The sequence below is a fragment of the Corynebacterium sp. HMSC22B11 genome (genome assembly GCF_001815965.1).
Lineage (GTDB): Bacteria > Actinomycetota > Actinomycetes > Mycobacteriales > Mycobacteriaceae > Corynebacterium.
Genome location: NZ_KV823470.1, coordinates 93,639 through 116,951 on the forward strand (window position 1 = coordinate 93,639; position 23,313 = coordinate 116,951).

Sequence of the window (23,313 nt, forward strand, 5' to 3'; positions counted from 1 at the left end):
TTTTATTTCACGCACATGTGACGCTGTTGCGTGGGGTTAGTGCCTGGAAAGCCGCAGCACCGTGGGGGTCGTCGGGACATCCTCGGGTGAGCCTGTGCATTGGCTGCAGTGGCGCGGCGTCCGTGGATTCTTGAGCGTCGGGGAGGGCGGGCTAGAGTTGGTTCTCGTAAAGGGAGTCCTTGGATAGCGGGTTCCTGACAGCACCAGGCAGGCCCGACGGGAGGAATGAACGATGGCGGTCGATCCACAGCGCGGCCAGGAGCAGAAGCGCGGCTTTCGGGCTTTTTTGACGCCGGGCTGGATCCTCTCGGCTGTTTTCGTGCTGCTGTTCACCTATTTCGCCTTCAACACCCTGGCGCCCTGGCAGCTGGGGAAGAACACCAAGCGCACGGAGTTCAACGATCGGCTCAAGGCCGCGATGGAGCAGGCCCCCGTGCCCGTCTCGGAGGTGCTGCCTCAGGAGCCTGCGAAGCCGGTGGAGGAGGCGCAGGAGTGGCGCCACGTGAGGTTGCAGGGCAAGCTGCTGCCGCAGCAGGAGGTGCTGCTGCGCAACCGCCCCGTGGAATCCGCGCCCGCCTACCAGGTCATCACACCATTCGAGACCACGGACGGCACCACGGTGCTAGTCAACCGCGGGTGGGTGCCCGCGGAGAGTCGGGATAATCGCCCGGAACTGATCGCGAAGGCCCCGGCAGGGGAGATGGAGCTGACCGGCTACGTCCGGCTCGGGGAGGGAAAGAACGACCGCGGGGTGATCGACGCGGAGGGTGCTAAGCAGACCACCAGCGTGAACGCCGAGCAGATCGGCGCGGCGACGGGCTTGACGCTGGCGCACGACTACGTGCAGCTCGACGAGCAGTCCACCGAGGCCATCACTGATCGCGCCGGGGACGCAGGGGTCGCACCGCACCCGATTCCGCTGCCCAAGATCGAGTCCGGCCCATATCTTTCCTATGGCATCCAGTGGATCGCCTTCGGCATCATCGCTCCGATCCTGCTGGGGTGGTTTATCTGGTCGGAGATCAAGGAGCGCCGCCGGGAGCAGCTGGAAAATGAGCAGCTGGCCACCGTAGACGCTGGTGCGGGCGCAGGCCCGAACCCGGGGGAGGCAGCGGCAGTTGGTGCTGCGGGCACCGGCGGTGATCAGGCCACGGAGTCCAATGCGGCGGCTGGCGACGTCCTCACCGAACCGTCGCGGGAGACTCAGCGCCAGGAGGCACAACGCCAAGAGGACGCGATGGCTGCCCGTTACGGCAAGGCAGCCAAACGACGCGGCTTCGGCTGGAACCAGCCGGGAGACGGCGAGCGTTTCTAGCAACACAGCGCCGCGGCTTCGGCTGGAATCAGCCGGGAGACGGCGACCGTTTCTAGCAACACAGCGCCGCGGCTTCGGCTGGAATCAGCCGGGAGACGGCGACCGTTTCTAGCTCACCGCGTGTTCCGCGACGTCCTGAAGCCCCGCTAGTTCTCCTGCTCGTCGAGGATCGACTCGATGAACTCGACGATGCCCGGCACGGCGGCCTCGATTTCCTCAGCGGCGCTCGCGAAGTCCGCCTCGGTGCCGTAGTAGGGGTCCGCGACTTCGGGGTGCGGGCGATCCACGGTCACGCTGGCGGGGTCGAAGGCTCGGTAGAGGTGGATCTTCTGCGGGTCCACGCCCCGGCGCTTCAGGCCCGTGACATGCCCCTTATCCATCGCGAGGAAGATATCCGCGGCCTCGTGCTCCGGGCCGAAGGTCGCGGCGACGTGCTCGGCACCGTCGTAGCCCTGATCGGCCAGCTGCTTGACTGCCCGCGGGTCCGCGCCGTCCCCGACATGCCAATCGCCCAGGCCGCAGGAATTCACGCTGACGTTCTGCAGGCGGGGGTCGCCGCTCTTCGCCAGCGCGTCCGCCAGCATGATTTCTCCCATCGGGGAACGGCAGATGTTGCCGGTGCACACGACGGTGATCAGGGACAACGGGTGGGACGCGTCAGGGTCAGGCATAGCTTCCTTTGGTGCTTCTCGGTTCGTGGAGCTGCGCGCTCAGCAGGTTCATGGCGGCGGATTCTCGCCGCGCGTGTCACGAGCTTCAGCGCTGCTCAACGATGCTTTTGAGCTCTTCCGGGGTGTTGGCAATCAGGGGGACCTGGGCCAACTCTTGCTGACTACCATAACCCCAGTTCACCAGCACGCAATCTATGCCCTGGCTCTTAGCACCCTGCGCGTCGTGTTTGCGGTCGCCGATCATGAGGAACTGGGAGGGCTCCGTTTCGTGCTCGGCGTTGATGAGTCCCATGACGTAGGCGACGACGTCCTCCTTGTGCTGTCGCGGTCCGCCGTCATCTTCGGCGGTTCCGAGGTAGTCGAAGTACTCCAGCAGCCCGAAGTGCTTCAGGGCACGAAGGGCACCGGTGTAGGACTTGGACGTCGCGGTGGCCAGGATGTGGCCCGCCTCCCGCCACTCGGTCAGGAGTTCCGGGATGCCGGGGAAGAGGGCGGAATCCAGCCAGCCGCCGCTGGACTGGTGCTTGCTGTAATTGGCCATGACCGTCTCGACCTGCTCGGCAGGGACGCCCGCAGCGGCGATGGAGTCCCGCATCGGGGGACCGGGCAGCCCGCGGAGGAAGTCCTCGTCCGGGATGGCGTACCCGTGGGTGCTCAGTGCGTGGATGAATGAGGCGCGGATGCCGGGGTAGGAGTCGATGAGGGTGCCGTCGACGTCGATAAGCAGGATCTTTTTCATGCCACCCACTGTGCCATTGCAGTGCGGCCACTGTGCCATTGCAGTGTGGCCACTGTGCCAGCTCGGTGTTCCTGGTGCGGGGCGAGCGGTGGGAGGACATCCCGGCGCGGTGGGGCGGTGGGTGGATCGGGTGGGGGAGCAGACCGGATACAGCGGGGGTTCGGACGGGATACAGTGGAAAACAATTCCGGGCCGCCCGGCCCGGGTCACTCAAGCCACCAAGGAGCGTGATCCCGCGTGACGACCACCGCGAGTAACCCCCAGACCACCTCGGATGCTGCGCAGCTGACGGTGGGCCAGGTTGTCGCCTGCCTGGAGGAGGCCTACCCGCCGAAGCTGGCGGAGTCCTGGGACGCGGTCGGTCTGATCTGCGGGGACCGCGCCGAGCCCGTGGCCAAGGTGGCCTTCGCGCTGGACTGCACGGACGAGGTCGTGGATGCTGCGATCGACTCGGGCGCGGACATGCTGGTGGTCCACCACCCGCTGCTGCTGCGCGGGGTCACCGGGGTTCCGGCGGATCATCCGAAGGGCCGGATTGTGCACAAGCTGATCCGCAACCGGGTCGCGCTCTTCGCCGCGCACACGAACGCTGACTCGGCGCGCCCGGGGGTCAACGATGTGTTGGCGGAGCTGCTCGGGGTTCGCGCGGGTCGCCCGCTGCGCCCGATCCCGAACCCGATCGACAAGTGGGGCTTCACGGTCCCGGTCGATTCCGCGGAGGCGGTGAAGCAGGCAATTTTCGACGCCGGCGCGGGCGTGGACGGGGACTATTCGGAAGCCTCCTTCGAATTCCGCGTCACCGGGCAGTTCCGCCCAGGTGACGCGGCCAGCCCGCACATCGGGTCCCGCGGCGAGCTGGAGCGGGTGGCCGAGCTGCGCGTTGAGTTCGTCGCCCCAGCCCACCTGCGGGAGAAGGTGCGGGCAGCCCTGCTGCGCGCCCATCCTTACGAGGAGGTTGCCTATGACGTGGTGGAGAGCCACGCCGGAGACCTGGGGGAAAAGGACCTGGGCATCGGCCGGGTCGGCGAGCTCGACGAGCCGATGACGCTGCGCCAGTTCACCCAGCGGGTGGCTGACCGGCTGCCGTCGACGGTCTGGGGCGTGCGTGCGGCCGGCGACCCGGAGAAGCTGATCCGCACGGTCGCGGTGGCCAGCGGCGCGGGCGATAGCTTCCTGGGCACCATTGCGCGCATGGACGTGGACTGCTTTCTCACCTCCGATCTGCGCCACCACCCGGTGGACGAGCACCTGCGCGCTGGGGGCTGCCCGGTGATCGATACCGCACACTGGGCCAGCGAGTACCCGTGGTGCGGGGCGGCGGCCGCGTTGGTGGGCCAGAAGCTGGGCGTGGACACCGAAGTGCTGGAGCAGCGCACGGACCCGTGGACGGTGCACGAGGCCAGCACGGGCGGCTTCGAGCAACGCCGTTAGTCGACACTGGCGCGCCCCGCGTGTCAGCGGTGCGGCGGTGAGCAGCGAGCAAGCGTTATCGGTGGAGTAGGGAAGGCAAGGCAGCGGAAGATATGGGAGGCAACATGCGCTTGAGCGTGGAATGCGATGGCGGTTCGCGCGGGAACCCGGGGCCGGCGGGTACCGGCTCGTCGGTCAAAGACGCCGCGGGGGCGGAGGTCGGCTGTGTGTGGCAGTTCATCAAGCACGCCACCAATAACGTCGCCGAATACCAGGGGCTGATCAACGGCCTGAACTTGGCGGTGGAGATCGCGGGGCAGCAGGGCGTGAAGCCGGGGAGCCTGAGCGTGGATGTGCGCATGGACTCCAAGCTCGTGGTGGAGCAGATGTCCGGCCGGTGGAAGATCAAGCACCCGGACATGAAGCCATTGGCCCAGGAGGTCAAGCGCATCGAGGGCCAACTCGCGCAGGTGAGCTACACCTGGGTGCCGCGTGCCCAGAATGCACGCGCCGATGAGCTGGCCAACCGTGCGATGGATGAGCGCGAGGGCGGCCAGTGGATCGACGAGGAGCTGGTTGCGGCCGGGTCTGCTGCCGCCGCATCGCCGGCCGGCGATGCGGAGGGCGCGGACATGCTCTTCGACCTCGACCAGCCCGCGGAGGATGCCGCTGCCGGAGCCAAGCGGGAGGAGCCCGCACAAACAAACACCGCGGCGACAACCACCGCGAAGAAAAACACGGCAGAAACGCAACGCGAGGACGAGGAGCCTCAGCCTGCTGGGGTCTCACCCACCGCGTGGATGGGCAAGACCGCGCCGACGACCCTCCTTCTGCTGCGCCACGGCCAGACCGAGCTCAACCGCGACGGCAAATACTCCGGCCGCGGTAACCCGGAGCTCACCGACCTGGGCAAGAAGCAGATCGCGCACGCCGCCCGCCACATCAGCGAGCGCGGCGACGTCGACGTCATCCTGAGCTCGCCGTTGGGCCGCTGTCAGGAGACCGCACGGGCCGCCGCCGAGGCGCTGGGCATGGGCAAGGACGCGATCACGACGGACGAGGCCATCATCGAGATGGACTTCGGCGCCTGGGAGGGCCGCCGCTTCGCCGAGATCCAGGAGGACCACCCGGAGGAGCACCGGGAGTGCTTCAACTACGCCACCGCCGCGCCCCACGGCGGGGAGTCCCCGGAGCAGGTTTACCGGCGGGTCTCCGAGTTCGTGGATCGCGTCGTTGCTGAGTACCCGGGCAAGACGGTGCTGGTGGTCACCCACATGATGCCGATCAAGTCGGTGCTGCGCCGGGCGCTGGGCACCGGCGGGGAGATCTACCGCAGCCTGCACCTGGACGTGGCCAGCCTCTCGGTGGCGGACTTCCTGCCCAACGGCGCGGGCGTGGTCCGGCTGGTCAACGAATCTCATTACCTCGGCTAGCGGCCTGGGGGTTAGACTTAAGGCTTGTCGAGGCGGCCGGGTGGCTGCGGCGTGGTGGAACCACCGGCCGGTTTTTGCCGGCGGGTCAGGCCCCTTGTCGAGGAAAGTCCGGACTCCACAGAGCACAGTGGTTGCTAACGGCAACCCAGGGTGACCTGCGGGCAAGTGCAACAGAAAGTAGACCGCCCGCCCACCGTTTTTGCGGTGCATGGCGGGTGAGGGTGAAAGGGTGCGGTAAGAGCGCACCAGCGTGGCAGGCGACTGTCGCGGCTAGGTAAACCCCACTGGGAGCAAGGTCAAGGAGCCGCGCCTCCCCGTCCGTCGCAGGGCGGGGTGCGTGGAGTTGTCTGAGGGCTGCTCGCCCGATGAAGGACAGGTGGACTGCTTGAGGCGCCCAGCAATGGTGCGTCCAGATGGATGGTCACCTCGTGCCACCCCTCGTGGGTGGCATCAGACAGAATCCGGCTTAGAGGCCGCCTCGACACTCACACTTTGCATCTACACTGGTGGGAAGTATCAACCCGAAAGGATGGGTGAAACCCATGGCAGAAGAAAAGTGGTACTTCGACACCAAGACCGGTGAGGTCACCAAGGGTAAGTCCAGCGGCTGGGATACCCGCATGGGCCCCTATGACTCCGAAGAGGCTGCCCGCCAGGCGCTCAGCATCGCGCAGCAGCGCACCGAGGCCGCCGATGCTTATGACGAGCAGGACGACTGGGATAACGAGGACTAAGCTCCGGCTTTCCGCATAGTTCATGAGCAGCACCGAACACGGCACCAGAGAGCACGGCGCCAACGAACCCAGCACAAACCAACCCGGCATCGCAGAACAAGCAGATCTGAGCGGACTCACCTCCGCCGAGGTCGAGGAACGCACCCGGGCGGGCAGGACCAACAAGGCCACCCGCACCACGGGGCGCACGACCTGGGAGATCATCCGCGCGAACGTCTTCACCCGCATCAACGCGATGCTGGGTGTGCTCTGCGTGATCGTGCTGGCCACCGGCTCCTGGATCAACGCCGCCTTCGGCCTGTTGATCATCGCGAACTCCGCGGTGGGCATCATCCAGGAGCTCCGCGCGAAGCGGACCCTGGAGAATCTCAAGATCCTCTCCGAGTCCCGGCCCCGCGTCATCCGCGACGGCGAGGAACGGGAGGTCACCCAGAACGAGATCGTCGAGGGGGATTTGATCCGCGTCGGTTCCGGCGACGAGATCGTGGTCGACGGTCCGCTGCTGTCCGGTTCGTTGTCCATGGACGAATCCCAGCTCACCGGGGAGGCGGACCCGGTGCGGCACAACCCCGGCGACGAGCTGCTTTCCGGCTCCTTCGTCAAGCACGGCAGCGGTGTCTTCCGTGCGGAGAAGGTGGGCGGGGAGTCCTACGCCGCCCGCCTGGCTGCGGAGGCCAGCGATTTCTCGCTCACCGATTCGGTGCTGATGAGCGGCATCAACTCGATCCTGCGGGTGATTACCTGGCTGCTGATCCCCACCGGACTGCTCACCATTTTCACGCAGCTGACCCGCACGGACGCCCCGATCCGCGAGTCGATCCTCTCTATGGCCGCGGCGCTGGTGCCGATGGTGCCCGAGGGCCTGGTGCTGATGACCTCCATCGCCTTCGCAGTGGGCATCGTGCGCTTGGGCAAGTACAAGGCCCTGGTCAACGAGCTGGTCGCCATCGAGGGGCTGGCCCGCGTGGACACGATGTGCACGGACAAGACGGGCACACTGACCAGCAACGAGATGGAGTTGGAGGCGGTTGTCGACGAACACGGCGAGGGCGCCGGCGCCGAGACGTTGCGCGACCTGCGCCGTCTCTTCGCCTCCCAGTCGGATCTGAATAACACGGCCGAGGCCATCGTCCAAGGGCTCGACGAGTGGGCCGAACACCCAGCCGAGGGGGAGGGGTCCGGCGCCACCGGTTCCTCCCAGCTCCAGTCCTCCCAGCCCCAGGCTTTCGAGGGCAGCGAGATCCCGTTCTCCTCGGCCTATAAATTCTCCGGCTTTCGCGTGGCGGATGGTCCGACCTTCGTGCTGGGAGCGCCCGACGTCCTGCTTGATAAGGACACTCCCGCCGCCAACGTCGCGGCGAAGGAGGAGGCCGATGGGCGCCGCGTCCTCGCCTTCGGGCGCGCGCTGGACGAGGTCGAGGACCCGGACGAGGACGGCGCGAACGTCACCACTCCTGAGCTCGGCGACCCGGTGCTGATCGTCCTGCGGCAGAAGCTGCGCCCCGATGTGGCCGAGACCCTGGCGTACTTCGAGCACGAGGGCGTGGACGTCAAGATCATCTCCGGCGATAACCCCGGCTCCGTCGCCGCGGTTGCGAAGGAGGCCACCGGCGAGCAGCTGAGCTCCATCGACGCCCGCGAGATCGCGCCGGAGGACATGGAGCAGGCCGTTCTGGAATCCGAGGTCTTCGGCCGTGTGAAGCCCGAGCAGAAGCAGGCGATGGTCGAGGCCCTCCACGCCCACGGCCGCACCGTCGCGATGACCGGCGACGGCGTCAACGACGTGTTGGCGCTGAAGAAGGCCGACATCGGCGTGGCGATGGGCTCCGGCTCCGCCGCGACCCGCAGCGTGGCGCAGTTGGTGCTGCTCAACGACCGCTTCTCCTCGATGCCGCACGTCATTGCCGAGGGGCGCCGGGTGATCGGCAATATCGAGCGGGTGGCGAACCTCTTCCTCACGAAGACCGTCTACTCCGTGGTGCTGGCGATGGTCGTGGCCGTGGCGGGCGTGACCTTCCCCTTCCAGCCGATTCACGTGACGATCACGGGCTGGTTCACCATCGGTATCCCCGCGTTCATCCTCTCCCTGGCTCCCAATACGGAACGGCCGCGGGATGGTTTCGTCCGCCGCGTGCTGTCGCTGGCGATCCCGGGCGGGGCAATTGTGGGCCTGGGCTCGGTGATCATGTGGCTGGTGATCTACCCAGGCGATGGGGCGAGCGTGACCGAGCAGCGTCAGGCGGGTACGGCGGTGCTGCTGGCGCTGATCATCATGGGGCTGTGGGTGCTGAACATCGTGGCCCGCCCGATGAAAACGTGGAAGTGGGCGCTGTGGTTCGGCTGCATCGGCGGCTACCTGGTGCTCTTCCTGATCGCTCCGATCCGCGAGATCGTGCTGCTGGATATTGGTAATACGCGCCTGATGATCACCGGCGCGGTGGTCGGGCTGTGTGGCGCCGTGATGATCGAGTTCTCCCAGTTCCTGGCCCGCCGTTTCCTCCTCCATCAGGATTAAGGACGTCGCGAGCCACGCTGATGCTCGGCGCTGACTGATCCGGCTGGGCAGTGTGGGATCTCTGCCCCGGTCAAGGGCTGGGTAATACAAAAACGCCGCCCGCCGGGGCCGTGGCTGGCCCAGGTGGCGACGTCCTAACAGAAAGAGCGCGTAGCTAGAAGCAGTGCTCCTCGGCGGGGAAGGTGCCCTCGGCGACCTCACGCTTATAGGCGGCCGCAGCATCCGTCAGAGACGCGCCGACCTGGGCCCACTGCTTGGCGAACTTCGGGCGGTGACCATGTTCTGGCAGGGCGACCATGTCGTGCCAGACCAGCACCTGGGCGTCGGTGTCCGGACCAGCGCCGATGCCGATGGTGGGGATCGGGAACTGCTCGGTGGCCTGCTTCGCGACGTCCGCGGGCACCATCTCCAGCACGACCATCTCGGCGCCCGCCTCGGTGACGGCGGCCATGTCATCCAGCAGCTGGGCGGCGGAATCCCCGCGGCCCTGAACCTTAAAGCCGGAGAGCTGGTTGACGGACTGCGGGGTGAAACCGATGTGCGCGCAGACCGGGATACCGGCCTCGGTCAGGGCCTTGATGCGGGGCGCCATGCGGCGGCCGCCCTCGATCTTGATCATCGCGGCACCGGAGCGGCGCATCATCTCGGCGGCACTCTTCACGCACTGCTCATCGGAGGCCTCGTAGGTGCCGAAGGGCAGGTCGGCGATGACCAGCGCATTGCCGGCGCCGCGGACCACGCCGGCGGCGAGGAAGATCATCTCCTCCAGGCTGACCTGCTGGGTCTGGTCATAACCGAAGACCACATTGGCCGCGGAGTCGCCGACCAGGAGGCATTCCACTCCGGCCTCGGCGAAGGCGGCGGCGGTGGAATAGTCATATGCGGTGAGCATCGCCCATTTCTCGCCGCTGGCCTTGCGTGCTGTGAGGTCGGAGATGCGAACTTGCTTGGTGGGAACCATGTACCCACGCGGGGAATCCTGTCGAGCCATGAATGTGATTGTGCCAGAAGCACCCAGGGCGTGTCCGGGCTAGTGCCTAAGATGGGGATTATGAGCAGCCAACAGGAATTCGTCCTCCGCACCCTTGAAGAACGCGATATCCGCTTCGTCCGCCTCTGGTTCACCGATATTCAGGGTTATTTGAAGTCCGTGGCCGTGGCTCCCGCCGAGCTGGAGGGGGCGTTCACGGAGGGGATTGGTTTCGATGGTTCCGCGATCGAGGGCTTCTCGCGGGCCTTCGAGGCGGACACGATCGCCCAGCCGGATCCCTCAACTTTCCAGATCCTGCCCTTCGGTGCGGAACAGGACGGCTACCTCTCCGCCCGCATGTTCTGCGACATCACGATGCCGGATGGGCAGCCATCCTGGGCGGACCCGCGGCAGGTGCTGCGCCGCCAGCTGGCGAAGGCCGCGGAGGACGGCTTTAGCTGCAATGTTCACCCGGAGATCGAGTTCTTCCTGGTGAAGTCCATCGACACCGACGGCCAGCCGCCGGTGCCCGCCGATAATGGTGGTTATTTCGACCAGGCGGTGACGGATAATGCGCCGAACTTTAGGGCCGAGGCGATTAACTCCCTGGAGCGGATGGGCATCCCGGTGGAGTTCTCCCACCACGAGAACGGCCCTGGCCAGCAGGAGATCGACCTGCGCTTCGCGGATGCGCTCACGATGGCGGACCACGTGATGACCTTCCGTTACCTGATCAAGCAGGTCGCGCGGCGCAATGGGGTGCGGGCGACCTTCATGCCCAAGCCTTTTAGCCAGTACCCGGGCAGCGCGATGCACACCCACATCTCCCTGTTCGAGGGGGAGGATAACGCCTTCCACGACCCGGACGACGAGTTCCGGCTCTCTGCCACCGCGAAGAGCTTCATCGCGGGCATCCTGGAGCACGCCCCGGAGTTCACCGCGGTGACGAACCAGTGGGTGAACTCCTATAAGCGCATCTCCTATGGCGAGGAAGCACCGCGTGCGGCGAGCTGGGGCGCGTCCAACCGCTCGGCGATGGTGCGTATCCCGATGTACACGCAGCACAAGGCGGCGACGCGCCGGGTGGAGATCCGCTCCCCGGACTCGGCGATGAACCCGTACCTGGGCTACGCGGTGATGTTGGCCGCGGGTCTGAAGGGCATCCGCGAGGGCTACGAGCTGCCTGCCCCGGCGGAGGAGGATGTGTCCCTGATGACGCGCCGGGAGCGCATCGCCGCCGGCTTCAAGGATCTGCCGACGGACCTGGATTATGCGCTGCGGAAGATGGAGCGTTCGGAGATGGTGGCCGAAGCGCTCGGCGAGCATGTCTTCGAGTTCTTCCTGCGTAATAAGTGGCAGGAATGGCATGCCTACCAGTCTCAGATCTCCCCGTGGGAGCTGCGCCACCACCTGGAGTTCTAGGCCCCAGCGGGTAGCTGGGTTCTGTCCTGGCTACCCGGCGCTGCCTCCGGTTTCACGGTGAGACCGGAAGGTACGCGCCCAGCCCGCCGCCATCGACGTTTTTGTGAAGAAGTGAGTGTTCTATGACTAGGTCGCAGGGGCTTCCCCGCACCTCCCGTTCCGACGTCCCGTCCCCGCGGGTGCTGGGTCTGCGCCGCGAGCGCGCGGTGGAGGACCTGGAGATGCTGGGTTGGACCGGACGGGAGCACACCTCCCTGTTGTGGACGCTCGCGGCCGCCGGCAGCCCGGATCTGGCGCTGAATAACTTCGTGCGCCTGGTCGAAGCTCTGCGGGCGGCGGAGGAAGCCGGCGACCTGCCAGTGCCCGGCGCGGCGCATCCGGAGTCCGTGGCCGCTGCTGCAGCTGCCCAGGCCGGGGCAGATGCGGGCCAGGGTGGGACAGATACAGGGCAGGGCGCGGCACGTTCCGGCCAGCAGGACGCCGCGCAGGCCGACGCCTCCCAGATCGACCCAGCGGTGGGGGTGCCGGTGGGCCAGGTCGCCCAGTTCACGGATGTGAAGGCGGAGACCCTGCTTGCAGCGGTGGAGGAGAATCCCAACTTCCGGCGCCGCCTCTTCGCCCTGCTCGGGGCCAGTACCGCGTTGGGCGATCACGTGGTGGCCAACCCCGGCACCTGGGTGGATCTGGCCGCCCCGATGCCCAGCCGCCAGGAAATGATGGACGCGATGCTCGCCGCGGTGGGGGCCACGCCGGTCGACGAGGCCGGCGAGTTGACCTTCAAGGCGGCGATCACCGGCAGCGAAGCGGACTCGGCGCTGATGGTGGCCTACCGCAACCTGCTGGCCAGGGTGGCGGCCATCGACCTGGCATCCACCATGGTGGAGCGCGGCCACACCCCGCCCAAAGCACTGGACTTCGAGGCCCTTTCCCTGGCGCTCACGGATGCGGCGGACGCGGGCCTGACCGCGGCGCTCGCGGTGGCCTGCAGCACGGTCTACGGAAAGCCGGGGGCGGAGAACGAAAAGCAGCCCGCCCGGCTGGCGGTGCTGGCGATGGGCAAGTGTGGCGCCCAAGAGCTGAACTACATCTCGGACGTGGACGTCATCTTCGTCGCCGAACCCGCGGATGCCCGTGCGATGCGCTGGGCGGGTGAGTTCATCAACATCGGCAGCCGCGTGTTCTTCGAGGTCGATGCGGCCCTACGCCCGGAGGGCAAGCGCGGTGCGTTGGTGCGCACCCTGGATTCCCACGTGAACTACTACCAGCGCTGGGCCAAGACCTGGGAGTTCCAGGCCCTGCTCAAGGCCCGCCCGATGAGCGGGGACCTGGAGCTCGGCAGAGACTACTGCGAGGCCATCGCCCCGATGGTGTGGTCGGCGGCGGAGCGCGAGGACTTCGTCCCAGATGTGCAGGCCATGCGCCGCCGCGTCATCGAGAACGTGCCCGCCGACATCCGCAGCCGCGAGCTGAAGCTGGGGGAGGGCGGCCTCCGCGACGTGGAGTTCGCCGTCCAGCTCCTGCAGCTCGTCCACGGCCGCACCGACGAGAACCTGCGCGTCTCCGCCACGGTCGCAGCCCTGCGCCAGCTCGTGGACGGCGGCTACGTGGGCCGCGAGGACGGCCAGGTGCTGATCCGCTGTTATGAGTTCATGCGCCTGCTGGAGCACCGCCTGCAGCTGCACCGGCTGAAGCGGACCCACACGCTGCCGGAGGAGGACGACGTCCAGGAGCGCCGCTGGCTGGCCAAGACCTCCGGCCGCGTGCGCTCCACGGACGCTTCGGGGACTCAGCGTTCCCTGGTGGAACAGCTGGAGTTGGATGTCCGCCAGTCCGCGCTGCAGATCCAGAACCTGCACCGGAAGCTGTTCTACCGCCCGCTGCTCTCCTCGGTGGTCGGGATGGACGCCGACGCCGTCCGCCTGTCCCCGGAGGCAGCGAAGCGCCAGCTGGCTGCGTTGGGGTACGAAAGCCCGCAGCGTGCCTTCGAGCACCTGCGCGCACTGGCCGATGGCACGACCCGCAAGCACAAGCTGCAGGCGATCATTCTGCCCAGCCTGCTGGAGTGGCTGTCCGCCACGGTCGACCCCGATGCTGGGTTGCTGGCCTACCGGAAGCTCTCGGAGGCGGCGATGGACCGCTCCTGGTTCCTGCGCCTGCTGCGCGACGAGAACATCGTGGGCAAGCGCCTGATGTTTCTGCTGGGAACCTCGCCTTTCCTGGCGGACCTGCTGCTGAATTCCATTGATTCGGTCAAGCTGCTCTCGGATGGGGCGAAGGGGCCAAAGCTGCTGGATCGGGAGCCCGCGGTGGTGACTCACTCGCTGGTCGCGGCGGCGAACCGGCAGCGGGACCCGGATAAGGCGATCGGTGTGGCCCGCGCGCTGCGCCGGGCGGAGCTCTCCCGCATCGCGGCCGCCGATCTGCTCGGCCTGATGAGCGTGGAGGAGGTCTGCGTGTCCCTGTCCTGGGTCTGGGATGCGGTGCTGGAGGCGGCCCTGCAGACGGAGATCCGGGCCTGGGAGGATGAGCACCAGACCAACGCCCCGGCCACGATCTCGGTGATCGGGATGGGGCGCTTGGGTGGCGCGGAGCTGGGGTACGGCTCGGACGCGGACGTCATGTTCGTCGCCGAACCCGTCGAGCAGGACGGCGACGGCACGAACGGAGCCCAGGCCGCCGAGGGCAAGAAGGACGCGGGCGTCGGGAAGGACGGCGCTGACGTCGAGAAGACGGACGTGGACAACAGCGGCGCGGAGAAGCCGGGGAGCAGCGCCGACGCTGCGGGTAGCGATGCCAGCGCGGTGGACCCACTGAAGTGGGCGATCACGATCTGCGAATCCGTACGCCGCCGCCTGGGCAAGCCTTCCCAGGACCCGCCGCTGGAGGTGGACAGCAACCTGCGTCCGGAGGGCCGCAACGGGGCGCTGGTGCGCACCCTGGCCAGCTACGAGCGCTACTACTCCGAGTGGGGCGAGACCTGGGAGCTGCAGGCGCTGCTGCGCGCCACCTGGATCGCCGGCGACAAGAACCTCGGCATGCGCTTTCTGCGGATGATCGACCAATTCCGCTACCCGGCGGGTGGGGCAACGGCCAAGCAGGTCAGCGAGGTCCGCCGCATGAAGGCGCGCGTGGACTCCGAGCGTCTGCCCAAGGGCGCGGATAAGAACCTGCACACCAAGCTCGGCCGCGGCGGGCTTACGGACGTGGAGTGGACCGCCCAGCTGCTCACGATGCAGCACTGCGATAAGGAGCATCTGCGCAACACCTCCACCCTGGGCGTGCTGAAGGAGATGGCAGCGGAGGAACTGATCAGTGAGGCCGACGCCCTGACGATGCGGGAGGCGTGGATCACCGCCACGAAGGCCCGCAACGCGCTCGCCCTGGTCCGCGGCAAGCGGAAGGACCAGCTGCCGGGCTCCGGCAAACCGCTGGCCCAGGTCGCAGCGGCAGCTGGCTGGCCCATCGAGGAGTCCCAGGAGTTCCTGGACGACTACCTGAAGAAGACGCGCCGGGCGCGCACGGTCGTGGACCGGGTGTTCTGGGGCGAGGACATCGTTGAGGACGCCGAGGGCAGCGAATTCGACCACATGGACCAGCTGGACTGGGGTGCGGACCACCACCCGGAGGACTCCCGCGCCTTCGGCATTGGCGACCACGTCGAGCTGGACAAGGTTCTCAACAGTGACATGCTGGACCGCGATTGGGCTGCCGACCGCCGCGACGAGGTGGTGCGGGCCTTCCGCGGGCGCCGACCGCGGCTGTAGGGGAGGAGCGCTGCCCGCCGAGCCCCGGCCACCAGCGCCGCGCTGCCCGCCGAGGCCGGTCCGCACCAGCACCGTCCGCCAGGCCCGTCCGGACCAGAACCGCGTCGGCCATACCAGCACCGCCCCGCCCGCGAAACTAGCCCCCTGGGGTGCCTCGGGAGGGCTGAGCACCCCCGAGGATTACCTACTTCGGGGGATGTATAGCGCCCCGATGCGGGGATTGTTCACCGTCAATTAACCCATCTGGGGGATGGAAACCTAAACTGTGCCCTGATCCCGCCCATAATCTGGGCGATTCCCCATAAACCCAGCAGGAGTATTCGTGAACCGGATCCCCCTTATTGTCAGACTGATCGCAGGCATCGTGATCGGCATCGTGGTCGGCGCGATCTGCCGCTCCGCGGATGTCGAGTGGCCGATCCGCGCGTTCGCCACCTTTAACCAGATCTTCGGCACTTTCCTGAGCTTCGTGATCCCGCTGATCATCTTCGGCTTCATCGCCCCCGGCATTGGTTCCCTGGGTCGCGGTGCGGGCAAGCTGCTGGGCCTGTCCCTGGGCGTTGCCTACAGCTCGACGGTCATCGCCGGTCTGCTGGCGCTGCTGACCTCCTTCGGTCTGTTCCGCTTCCTGCTGGACGGCGCCCAGGGCCTGATGGAAACCGATAACCCGGAGGACGCCCTCGTCGAGGCGTATACGAGCATCGAGATCCCGCCGGTGATGGACGTCATGACCGCGCTGATCCTCGCCTTCGTCGTCGGCCTGGGCATGACCCGCCTGACCGACCGCACGATGTACCAGCTGACGGATGATTTCCGTCAGATCATCGAGCGCCTGCTGAGCTCCGTGGTGATCCCGCTGCTGCCGTTCCACGTGATGGGCGTGTTCGGCAACCTGACCTACGCCGGTGTGGTGGCGAACATCCTCGCTGTCTTCGCGAAGGTCTTCATCATGGTGCTGGTCCTGCACTGGGTCATGCTGGTCTTCCAGTACTGCATCGCTGGTGCGGTCTCCAGCAAGAATCCGTTCACGATGCTGCGCACGATGCTGCCGGCGTACGTCACCGCGCTGGGCACCCAGTCGTCTGCGGCCTCCATTCCGGTCACCCTGCGCTCGGCGAAGAAGGCGGGCCTGCACCCACGCTTCGCGGACTTCCTGATCCCGCTGAACGCGAATATTCACCTCTCTGGCTCCATCATCACCATCACCGCCTGCTCCATGGCCGTGTGGGCATTGGCTCACGGTGAGATGATCTCCGTCGGCCAGATGATCCCGGTCATCCTGGTGCTGGGCATCATGATGGTCGCCGCCCCAGGCGCCCCGGGTGGTGCGGTGATGACCGCGCTGGGCGTGCTGGAGTCCATGCTGGGCTTCGACCAGCCGATGCTGACCCTGATGATCGCCCTGTACCTGGCGCAGGATTCCTTCGGCACCGCCGCGAACGTCACCGGCGATATGGCCGTGGGCCGTGTGGTCCAGGGCCTGGCATCGCGGGTCAAGGGCATCGAGATTCCAGAGGACGATCCGGAGCTGCAGGGCGCTGGCGCTGCCGCAGCTGCTGAGAATGAGGAACGCGACGCGTAAACCGTGACTTCTGCCAGTAACAGCCCCATTCCCACCACCGTGACCCCACGGGCGGTGGGAATTTGGGTTACGGGTGTTCTCGTCTACGTCATGGCGGTGCTGGGACGCACCTCCCTGGGCGTGGTCAGCGTGGATGCCCTCGACCAGTTCCAGATCAACGCCGGGCAGCTGGCGGTGTTCACCACCGTGCAGCTGGCGACCTATGCCTTCGCCCAGATCCCCGCGGGTCTGCTGGTGGACCGGCTGGGGCCGCGGAAGATGATGCTTTACGGGGCGGTGCTGATGGCCGTGGGCCAGGTGCTGCTGGCGTTGACGACGAGCTTCCCGGTTGCTGTGGCTGCTCGCGTGCTGGTCGGTGCCGGGGACGCCACCGCGTTCCTGTCCGTCATGCGGATCATTCCCGCTTGGTTCCCGCTGCGCACGGCGCCACTATTCGGTCAGGCCACCGGTGCGGTGGGGCAGCTGGGGCAGTTCCTGTCCGCGGTGCCCTTCCTCGCGCTGGTCGGTTCCGCTGGCTGGACCATCGGTTTCGTCTCCCTGGGTGCGGTGGGGTTGTTCGTAGGGATCGTGGCTTTCGTCGTCGTGTGGGATACGCCGGGTGAGCTGACGAGCGGCCGGCGCGGCGGCGTCGACAACCAAGAAGACGGACCGGGCCCCTCGCCGATGGTGGCGGTGAAGTACGCGCTGGGTAACCGCACCGCCTGGCACGGCTTCTTTATCCACTGGTCGGGGCTCTCCTTGTTGGTGGTGTTCACCCTGCTGTGGGGCATGCCGATCATGACGCTGGGCATGGGCATGGATAAGGCCACCGCGGGCTGGGCGATTTCTGCCTCCACGCTCGCGATGGCGATCTGCGGGGTGCTGGTGGGGTTCCTGTCCGCCCGGTTGGGGCGGTCGCGGTGGAAGGCCATCGTGGTGGGGACGTCGCTGGGTGCGGCCGCGTGGCTGCTGTTCTTCATCTCCCCGGAGCCGCGGACGGCCGCTGCGGCGTTCGTGATGAACGTGGTGATGGGGGTGGTCTCGCCGCTGGCGAATATCGGTTTCGATTCGGTGCGTGAGGAGTGCCGGCGTGAGTTCGTGGCCACCGCGACGGGGCTGGCGAATATGGGCGGCTGGCTGGCCGGGATGGCCGCCAACCAGGCGATGGGGATCTACCTGACGCTGGCTGCTCCGAACGGGGATTACACCTGGGCGGAGTTCCGCTTCGGCTGGTTCGTGGTGCTCGGCGTGTGGGCGCTGGGCCTGGTTGGAGTGGTGGCCACCCGGCCGCGTCGCTAGGATTCGGTGGCATGTCTCGCACTACTTCTCACGACGCGGCCCGGCCGGCCCGCGCGCTGCAGCTGACCGCACTGGGCGCCTATGTGGCGGTCGTCCTGGCGCTGACGGTTGGGAAGAGCTTCTACCAGATCGGTCTGCTGTGGAAGCCGGAGAATCAGCGGGTGCGGGAGCTGTTGCTGGTGCCTTTTGAGCTGGTCGGCCAGTCCCCGACGATCTTCGGGGTGGTCTTCGACTACGTGGGCAACGTGGCCTTCTTCGTGCCCCTTGGCATGCTGCTGGTCGTGGTGTTTTTCGGGGTGAACCGGCCGGTGTGGCGCGCGGTGTGGGTCGCGGCCCTGTTGAGCCTGGGCATCGAGGTCTGCCAGTACGTGTTCTCGGTGGGGCGTACCTCGGTGGACGACTGGTGGTGCAACACACTGGGCGCGTTCCTGGGCGCGTATTTTGCGGTGAAGATGGGGCCGCGTTGGCACAAGGTGTGGGTGTGGCTGGCGCTGGCACTCGGGGTGGTCTTCGCGGTATTGGTGGGGCTAGGCGACCGCTTGGGGGATCCGGAGAAGGTCGTCGGCTAAGGCTTAAAGGGAGTGATCCGATGAGTACGTTCACCAAGCACAATCCGGGGCGCACCGGCGCGTGGGAGGCCGCCGGGTTGGAGTGGCTGGCTGCCGCCCGGGACGGTGACGGGGCCGCCCCGAAGGACGGTGGCGGCGCCGGTGCCGCTCAGGGCGCCCGGGTGGTCGGCGTCGTGGAGCGCACCCCGGACACGGTCGTCCTGGAGCGGGTGCAGGAGACCCGACCCACCCCGGAGGCCGCGGAGGCCTTCGGTCGCGAACTAGCCGCCACGCACGCCGCGGGCGCCCCGTGTTTCGGCGCCGGCCCCGTGAACGCCGCGGGCGAGCCCTGGGAGGGGAGTGGCTACCAGGGCCCGAACGAGCACCTGTTGCCGCTGCCGCTGGGGGCCTGGGAGAGCTGGGGTGCGTTCTACGCGAACCTCTTAGAGCCCCTGATCGAGCCCGCCTGGGGCGGTCTGTCGGGCGAGGACCAGCGGGCCGTCCGCACCCTGCTGGAGCGCCTGCGCGACGGGGACCTCGACGTCCCCGGCGACCAGGCACCGGCACGCTGCCACGGCGACCTGTGGGCGGGCAACGTCCTGTGGAGCCCTGAGGGCGCAGTACTCATCGACCCGGCCGCGCACGGCGGGCACCCGGAGACCGACCTGGCCGCCCTGCAGCTGTTCGGCATCGCGCACCAGGAGCGCATCCTGGGTGCGTATCAGGAGGCCGCGGGCTGGGATTCCTCCTGGCGGCAGCGCGTGCCGCTGCACCAGCTGCACCTGCTTTTCCTGCACGTCGCGGTGTTCGGTGGTTCCTATGTGCGCCAGGCGATGACGGCGGTGCACCGCAGCCTCGCGCTCTAGCCACTACCCGCAGCCCGTCATCCGCCTCCCGCTAAGCTTAAGCCCATGAGATCCACGCTCCCGCTGCGTGCCATCCGGCTGCGCCACGTGCTGCGCGAGCCCAGCTCCTGGGTGCACCAGATGCCGGTCGTCGCTGATCTTCGTGAGCGTGGCCGGCTGGAGTTCCCCTCGCCGGTGACCGTGCTCTCCGGGGAGAATGGCGTGGGCAAGTCCACGCTCCTGGAGGCGCTCGCCCTCAAACTGGGCTTCGGGGCCACCGGGGGCCGCCTGGACGATCCGTTCAAACAGGCGAGCACGGGCACCGAGTCGCCGCTGGTCCACGACCTCGTCGCGGACCTTTCGCAGCCGCTGCTCCGAGGCTATTTCCTGCGCGCGGAGAGCCACCTGACCCAGGTGCTGCACAACCAGTCGCCGATGGAGACCGCGGGCCGAAACCGGCTGGAGGCAGACTGGGACATCACCGCCCGCTCTCATGGGGAGTCGATCTTCGACATCTTCCACGAGTACATCGACGGCGCCGGGCTTTACCTGCTCGACGAGCCCGAGGCCGGCCTGTCTACGATCCGCCAGATGGCGTTGCTTGGCCAGATCGCGGAGGAGGTTCGCCAGGGCGCGCAGTTTGTGATCGCCACGCATTCGCCGATCCTCATGGCCTTCCCCGGCACCACGATCTACGAGATCGGCGAGCACGGTATCTGCACCACCGCGTTGGAGCAGACCGAGGCCTTCACCGCGCTCGCGGAGTTCTTCGCCGATCCCCACGGGACCGTGGACTTCCTGCTGGGGGAGTAGGCCTTCTTCTTTTTAGGACGTCACCAGCTGGCGTCCTGCTGGGCTCGCCGGGTCGGTGTGAAGGGTCTTGGGGCTAGGCAGTCCGCGCGCCGGGGAACGCCGACGCCGTGTCTTCAGTGTGGAAGGCTGAGGCTTACACGACCTGCCCGCCGGGCCGGGAGAGCCGCAGCCACCAGCGAACGGCGATGATCGCCACGAGGATGCACAGCAGGTTGCGCACCACGAGGATGCTTGCCGGGATCACTGCCGGGCCGGAGGAAACCAGCCAGCCATAGGAGATGGGGAAGACCAGGAAGCTCAAGCCCGCGATGATTACGGTGAGCACCCCGAGTCCCAGGGGAGCGCCCTCGCTGGTGTCTAGTAGTACGTCCCGCCACCGGGCACCCTCGCCGCGCACACCGCGCCGCCCAATCCTTGCAGGCATGGCCAAGCAGATCAGGGGTGCCAGCCACAGCACGTACTGCGGAGAGAACACCTTATTGCCGAGCAGTAGCAGGGCCACGAGCATCGTCGCCGCAGCCAGGGCGCGCTCGGTGTTCCACCCGCCGCGGAGGAAGTGCCGCAGCGCGATGTACACGCCCAGCAGCAGGGTCAGCGCCATGACGGCGGTGGCGGCGTGCATCGCCAGCTCCACCCCGGGCCCGGTGACCTCGTAGCTCTTGGAGGAGGAGAGGTTGATCTCCCAGCGATCGTCGAAGGCAGAGAGGAAGGTAAACGGCGTGGCAGCGACCGACTCCACCTGGAGGCCGCGGACGTCCTGATAAGTAAGCGGGCTGATGACGCGCTCGAAGCCTTCGGTGGCGGTGGTGATACCCACCAGCACGGCGAGCGTGAGGGCGAAGAAGCCCAGCCGCTGCCACGTGCCGCGCGCGTCCCACCGATCCACGAGGGCAACCGCCAACACCCCGGGCCACAGCTTTGACGCGGTGGCGAAGGCCAACAAGGCGCCAGCGACCCGCGGGTGGGAGACCACCACAGCCACCCCCACGCCGACCGCGAGCCCGGGGATCAGGTCCAGCCGGGTCAGCAGGATCGGCCCGATGGCGAAGCTCACGCCGACCCACGTCCACGCCCCGAGGAACCGCCCCAGACGCAGCAGATATCCCGTGAATAGTGCCCCGAGCAGGCAGCACGCGAGGGCGAAGATCAGGAAGAATGCGGTCTCGCTGCCGGGTGCCAGCCCGTCCGCGACGGCCTTGACCGCGCGGATGGGCCACACGCCGACGTCCGGGTACTCACTCAAGGGGGTGGGGCTGCCACCGATGCCGACGATATGCTCGCCGAACGGGCCAGAGAGCAGGCTGCCGTTGCGGTAGTAGCTCAGGTCCTCGGTGCCCCAGCGGTAGGTGGCCACGATCCACAGCTGGAAGATATTGGCCAGCAGCCAACAGACCCACACCGCGATGGGGGACTGGTAGACCGGCCGCGCCGGACGGGTCGTCGCAACCGACCGCCCCGACGTCGCCGGACGTTCCGCCGTGACCTTCCGACTCGCCGTGACTGCTCGCGACGTCGTCGTTCCGGACGTCGTCGTTCCGGACGCTGCCCCGTTGGCCCCTGTGTCGGACGGCGCCCCGTTGGACGTCGCACCGTCGGACGTCGTTGTTTCGGACACCGCCCCGTTGGTCGCTGCGGCGCCGGACGACACCACGTTGGACGCAGACGTCTCCTGGGAGGATTCGCGTCGGGGGGTGGGGTGGGGCTGTTTCACGCAGGTTAGTCTAGCCTGTTTCGGCTGGTCTCACCCGATGTCGGGGCAGTGCTCTAGGATGTGGAGACGTGGACTACATTTCGACTCGTGATTCTTCCCGTACCCCCGCCAAGTTCTCGGACATCCTGCTGGGTGGCCTGGCCCCGGACGGCGGCCTCTACCTGCCTGCCGAGTACCCGCAGCTGAGCGATGAGACCCTCACCGAGTGGCGCAAGCTGCTCGCGGAGAAGGGCTATGCCGCGCTGGCTGCCAAGGTGCTGAAGATCTTTGTGGACGACATCCCGGCCGAGGACCTGGAGGCCATCACGGCCCGTGCGTATACGACGAAGGCTTTCGCGCACGAGGAGATCGTCCCCGTCACGGAGCTCGAGGACGGCATGTACCTGGGCCACCTCTCTGAGGGGCCGACGGCCGCGTTTAAGGACATGGCCATGCAGCTGCTCGGCGAGCTGTTTGAGTACGAGCTGGCCCGCCGCGGCGAGACCCTGAACATTCTGGGCGCGACCAGCGGTGACACGGGTTCGGCGGCGGAGTACGCGATGCGTGGTCGCCAGGGGATCCGCGTGTTCATGCTGACCCCGGCCGGGCGCATGACGCCCTTCCAGCAGGCGCAGATGTTCGGCCTGGATGACCCGAATATCTTCAACATCGCCCTCGACGGGGTCTTCGATGACTGCCAGGACGTGGTGAAGGCCGTGTCCGCGGATGCGGATTTCAAGCGGGATAACCGCATCGGTGCGGTGAACTCCATCAACTGGGCACGCCTGATGGCCCAGGTCGTGTACTACATCTCCTCTTGGCTGAAGCTGACGGAGTCGAACGAACAGAAGATCAGCTTCTCCGTGCCGACCGGCAACTTCGGCGACATCTGCGCAGGTCACATCGCCAAGCAGATGGGCCTGCCGATCGACCGCCTGATCGTCGCGACGAACGAGAACGATGTGCTGGACGAGTTCTTCCGCACCGGCGAGTACCGGGTGCGCAGCTCCGCGGAGACGTTGAAGACCTCCAGCCCGTCGATGGATATTTCCCGCGCGTCGAACTTTGAGCGCTTCGTCTTCGACCTGCTGGGTCGGGACGCCGATCGGGTGGCGGACCTGTTCGGTGTGAAGGTGCGCGAGGGCGGGTTCTCCCTGGCGGAGGACCCGGCGTTCCCGGAGGCGGCCGCGACGTACGGTTTCGCGTCCGGTACGTCTTCCCACGCGGATCGCGTGGCGACGATCCGGGACCTGCATGAGCGCCTGGGCGTGATCATCGATCCGCACACCGCGGATGGTGTGAAGGCCGCGCAGCAGTGGCGTGACAAGGTTGAGGGCCCGATTGTCGTCCTGGAGACGGCGCTGCCGGTGAAGTTCGCGGAGACGATCGAGGAGGCCATCGGGGAGGTCCCTGAGGTTCCGGAGCGTTTCGCCGGAATTATGGACGCCGACCGCCACGTGGTTGATCTGCCGAACGACGCTGAGCGCGTGAAGCAGTACATCCTGGACTCCATCGCGGAGACCAAGGAAGTCGAGAACTAGGGAACTGGCCTGGCCGGGCTGGGCGCGGGGCTGGGCCGGGCTG

16 protein-coding genes, 1 other RNA gene and 1 pseudogene are annotated in these 23,313 nt (G+C 67.2%); 14 read left to right on the plus strand and 4 right to left on the minus strand.

The features are described from left to right. Positions 1-232 precede the first annotated feature (232 nt). Positions 233-1,315, plus strand: coding sequence for an SURF1 family cytochrome oxidase biogenesis protein (locus HMPREF3088_RS00900; protein ID WP_070757694.1), 1,083 nt, complete (start codon positions 233-235; stop codon positions 1,313-1,315). 146 nt (positions 1,316-1,461) lie between these two features. Here HMPREF3088_RS00900 and HMPREF3088_RS00905 read toward each other — a convergent pair whose 3' ends face one another. Both HMPREF3088_RS00905 and HMPREF3088_RS00910 read right to left on the minus strand, forming a co-directional pair. Next, complete coding sequence (locus tag HMPREF3088_RS00905; protein WP_070757696.1) at positions 1,462-1,986, minus strand: low molecular weight protein-tyrosine-phosphatase; 525 nt, start codon at positions 1,984-1,986, stop codon at positions 1,462-1,464. Positions 1,987-2,071: 85 nt separating this feature from the next. Beyond that, entirely contained in the window at positions 2,072-2,725 is a 654-nt protein-coding gene (locus tag HMPREF3088_RS00910) for an HAD hydrolase-like protein (protein WP_083317289.1), read from the minus strand. A 237-nt stretch (positions 2,726-2,962) separates the two neighbouring features. Between HMPREF3088_RS00910 and HMPREF3088_RS00915 the strand changes: the two genes are divergently transcribed. The 5 genes from HMPREF3088_RS00915 (at position 2,963) to HMPREF3088_RS00935 (ending at position 8,817) form a co-directional block, all read left to right on the plus strand. After that, positions 2,963-4,156 carry a Nif3-like dinuclear metal center hexameric protein gene (locus tag HMPREF3088_RS00915; protein ID WP_070757698.1) on the plus strand — a complete coding sequence of 398 codons (1,194 nt, stop codon included), beginning with the start codon at positions 2,963-2,965 and terminating at the stop codon, positions 4,154-4,156. Between the two features lie 92 nt (positions 4,157-4,248). Beyond that, the gene (locus HMPREF3088_RS00920; protein WP_246817970.1) at positions 4,249-5,568 is read left to right on the plus strand and encodes a bifunctional RNase H/acid phosphatase; all 1,320 of its coding nucleotides are present in this window, start codon (positions 4,249-4,251) and stop codon (positions 5,566-5,568) included. A 28-nt stretch (positions 5,569-5,596) separates the two neighbouring features. Further along, positions 5,597-6,053, plus strand: an RNA gene (gene rnpB / locus HMPREF3088_RS00925) — RNase P RNA component class A. A gap of 57 nt (positions 6,054-6,110) precedes the next feature. Then, positions 6,111-6,302, plus strand: coding sequence for a hypothetical protein (locus HMPREF3088_RS00930; protein WP_070757700.1), 192 nt, complete (start codon positions 6,111-6,113; stop codon positions 6,300-6,302). 22 nt (positions 6,303-6,324) lie between these two features. Further along, positions 6,325-8,817, plus strand: coding sequence for an HAD-IC family P-type ATPase (locus tag HMPREF3088_RS00935; protein ID WP_070757703.1), 2,493 nt, complete (start codon positions 6,325-6,327; stop codon positions 8,815-8,817). Between the two features lie 154 nt (positions 8,818-8,971). Here the strand turns inward: HMPREF3088_RS00935 and panB are convergent, their stop codons facing one another. After that, positions 8,972-9,808 carry a 3-methyl-2-oxobutanoate hydroxymethyltransferase gene (gene panB, locus HMPREF3088_RS00940; protein WP_070757705.1) on the minus strand — a complete coding sequence of 279 codons (837 nt, stop codon included), beginning with the start codon at positions 9,806-9,808 and terminating at the stop codon, positions 8,972-8,974. A gap of 60 nt (positions 9,809-9,868) precedes the next feature. Between panB and HMPREF3088_RS00945 the strand changes: the two genes are divergently transcribed. The 7 genes and pseudogenes from HMPREF3088_RS00945 to HMPREF3088_RS00975 all read left to right on the plus strand — a co-directional run bounded on the left by HMPREF3088_RS00945 (position 9,869) and on the right by HMPREF3088_RS00975 (position 20,039). Beyond that, positions 9,869-11,209 (plus strand): glutamine synthetase family protein, encoded by a 1,341-nt coding sequence (locus HMPREF3088_RS00945; RefSeq protein ID WP_070757708.1) that lies wholly within the window; start codon positions 9,869-9,871, stop codon positions 11,207-11,209. A gap of 122 nt (positions 11,210-11,331) precedes the next feature. After that, positions 11,332-14,769 (plus strand): annotated as a pseudogene (locus HMPREF3088_RS00950) (bifunctional [glutamine synthetase] adenylyltransferase/[glutamine synthetase]-adenylyl-L-tyrosine phosphorylase); the annotation flags it as partial. A gap of 526 nt (positions 14,770-15,295) precedes the next feature. Continuing rightward, on the plus strand, positions 15,296-16,555 hold the full coding sequence (locus tag HMPREF3088_RS00955; protein WP_070757711.1) for a dicarboxylate/amino acid:cation symporter: 1,260 nt from the start codon (positions 15,296-15,298) through the stop codon (positions 16,553-16,555). A gap of 3 nt (positions 16,556-16,558) precedes the next feature. Next, the gene (locus HMPREF3088_RS00960) at positions 16,559-17,833 is read left to right on the plus strand and encodes an MFS transporter (protein ID WP_246817971.1); all 1,275 of its coding nucleotides are present in this window, start codon (positions 16,559-16,561) and stop codon (positions 17,831-17,833) included. 11 nt (positions 17,834-17,844) lie between these two features. Continuing rightward, positions 17,845-18,402 carry a VanZ family protein gene (locus tag HMPREF3088_RS00965; RefSeq protein WP_070757713.1) on the plus strand — a complete coding sequence of 186 codons (558 nt, stop codon included), beginning with the start codon at positions 17,845-17,847 and terminating at the stop codon, positions 18,400-18,402. Positions 18,403-18,422: 20 nt separating this feature from the next. Continuing rightward, positions 18,423-19,247, plus strand: coding sequence for a fructosamine kinase family protein (locus HMPREF3088_RS00970; protein ID WP_070757715.1), 825 nt, complete (start codon positions 18,423-18,425; stop codon positions 19,245-19,247). Between the two features lie 45 nt (positions 19,248-19,292). Then, positions 19,293-20,039 (plus strand): AAA family ATPase, encoded by a 747-nt coding sequence (locus tag HMPREF3088_RS00975; RefSeq protein WP_070757717.1) that lies wholly within the window; start codon positions 19,293-19,295, stop codon positions 20,037-20,039. Positions 20,040-20,172: 133 nt separating this feature from the next. Here HMPREF3088_RS00975 and HMPREF3088_RS00980 read toward each other — a convergent pair whose 3' ends face one another. Continuing rightward, on the minus strand, positions 20,173-21,750 hold the full coding sequence (locus HMPREF3088_RS00980; protein WP_070757719.1) for a hypothetical protein: 1,578 nt from the start codon (positions 21,748-21,750) through the stop codon (positions 20,173-20,175). Positions 21,751-21,818: 68 nt separating this feature from the next. On the opposite strand from HMPREF3088_RS00980, the gene thrC reads away from it, so the two are divergent. Then, positions 21,819-23,270, plus strand: coding sequence for a threonine synthase (gene thrC, locus HMPREF3088_RS00985; protein WP_070757721.1), 1,452 nt, complete (start codon positions 21,819-21,821; stop codon positions 23,268-23,270). Positions 23,271-23,313: the final 43 nt, after the last annotated feature.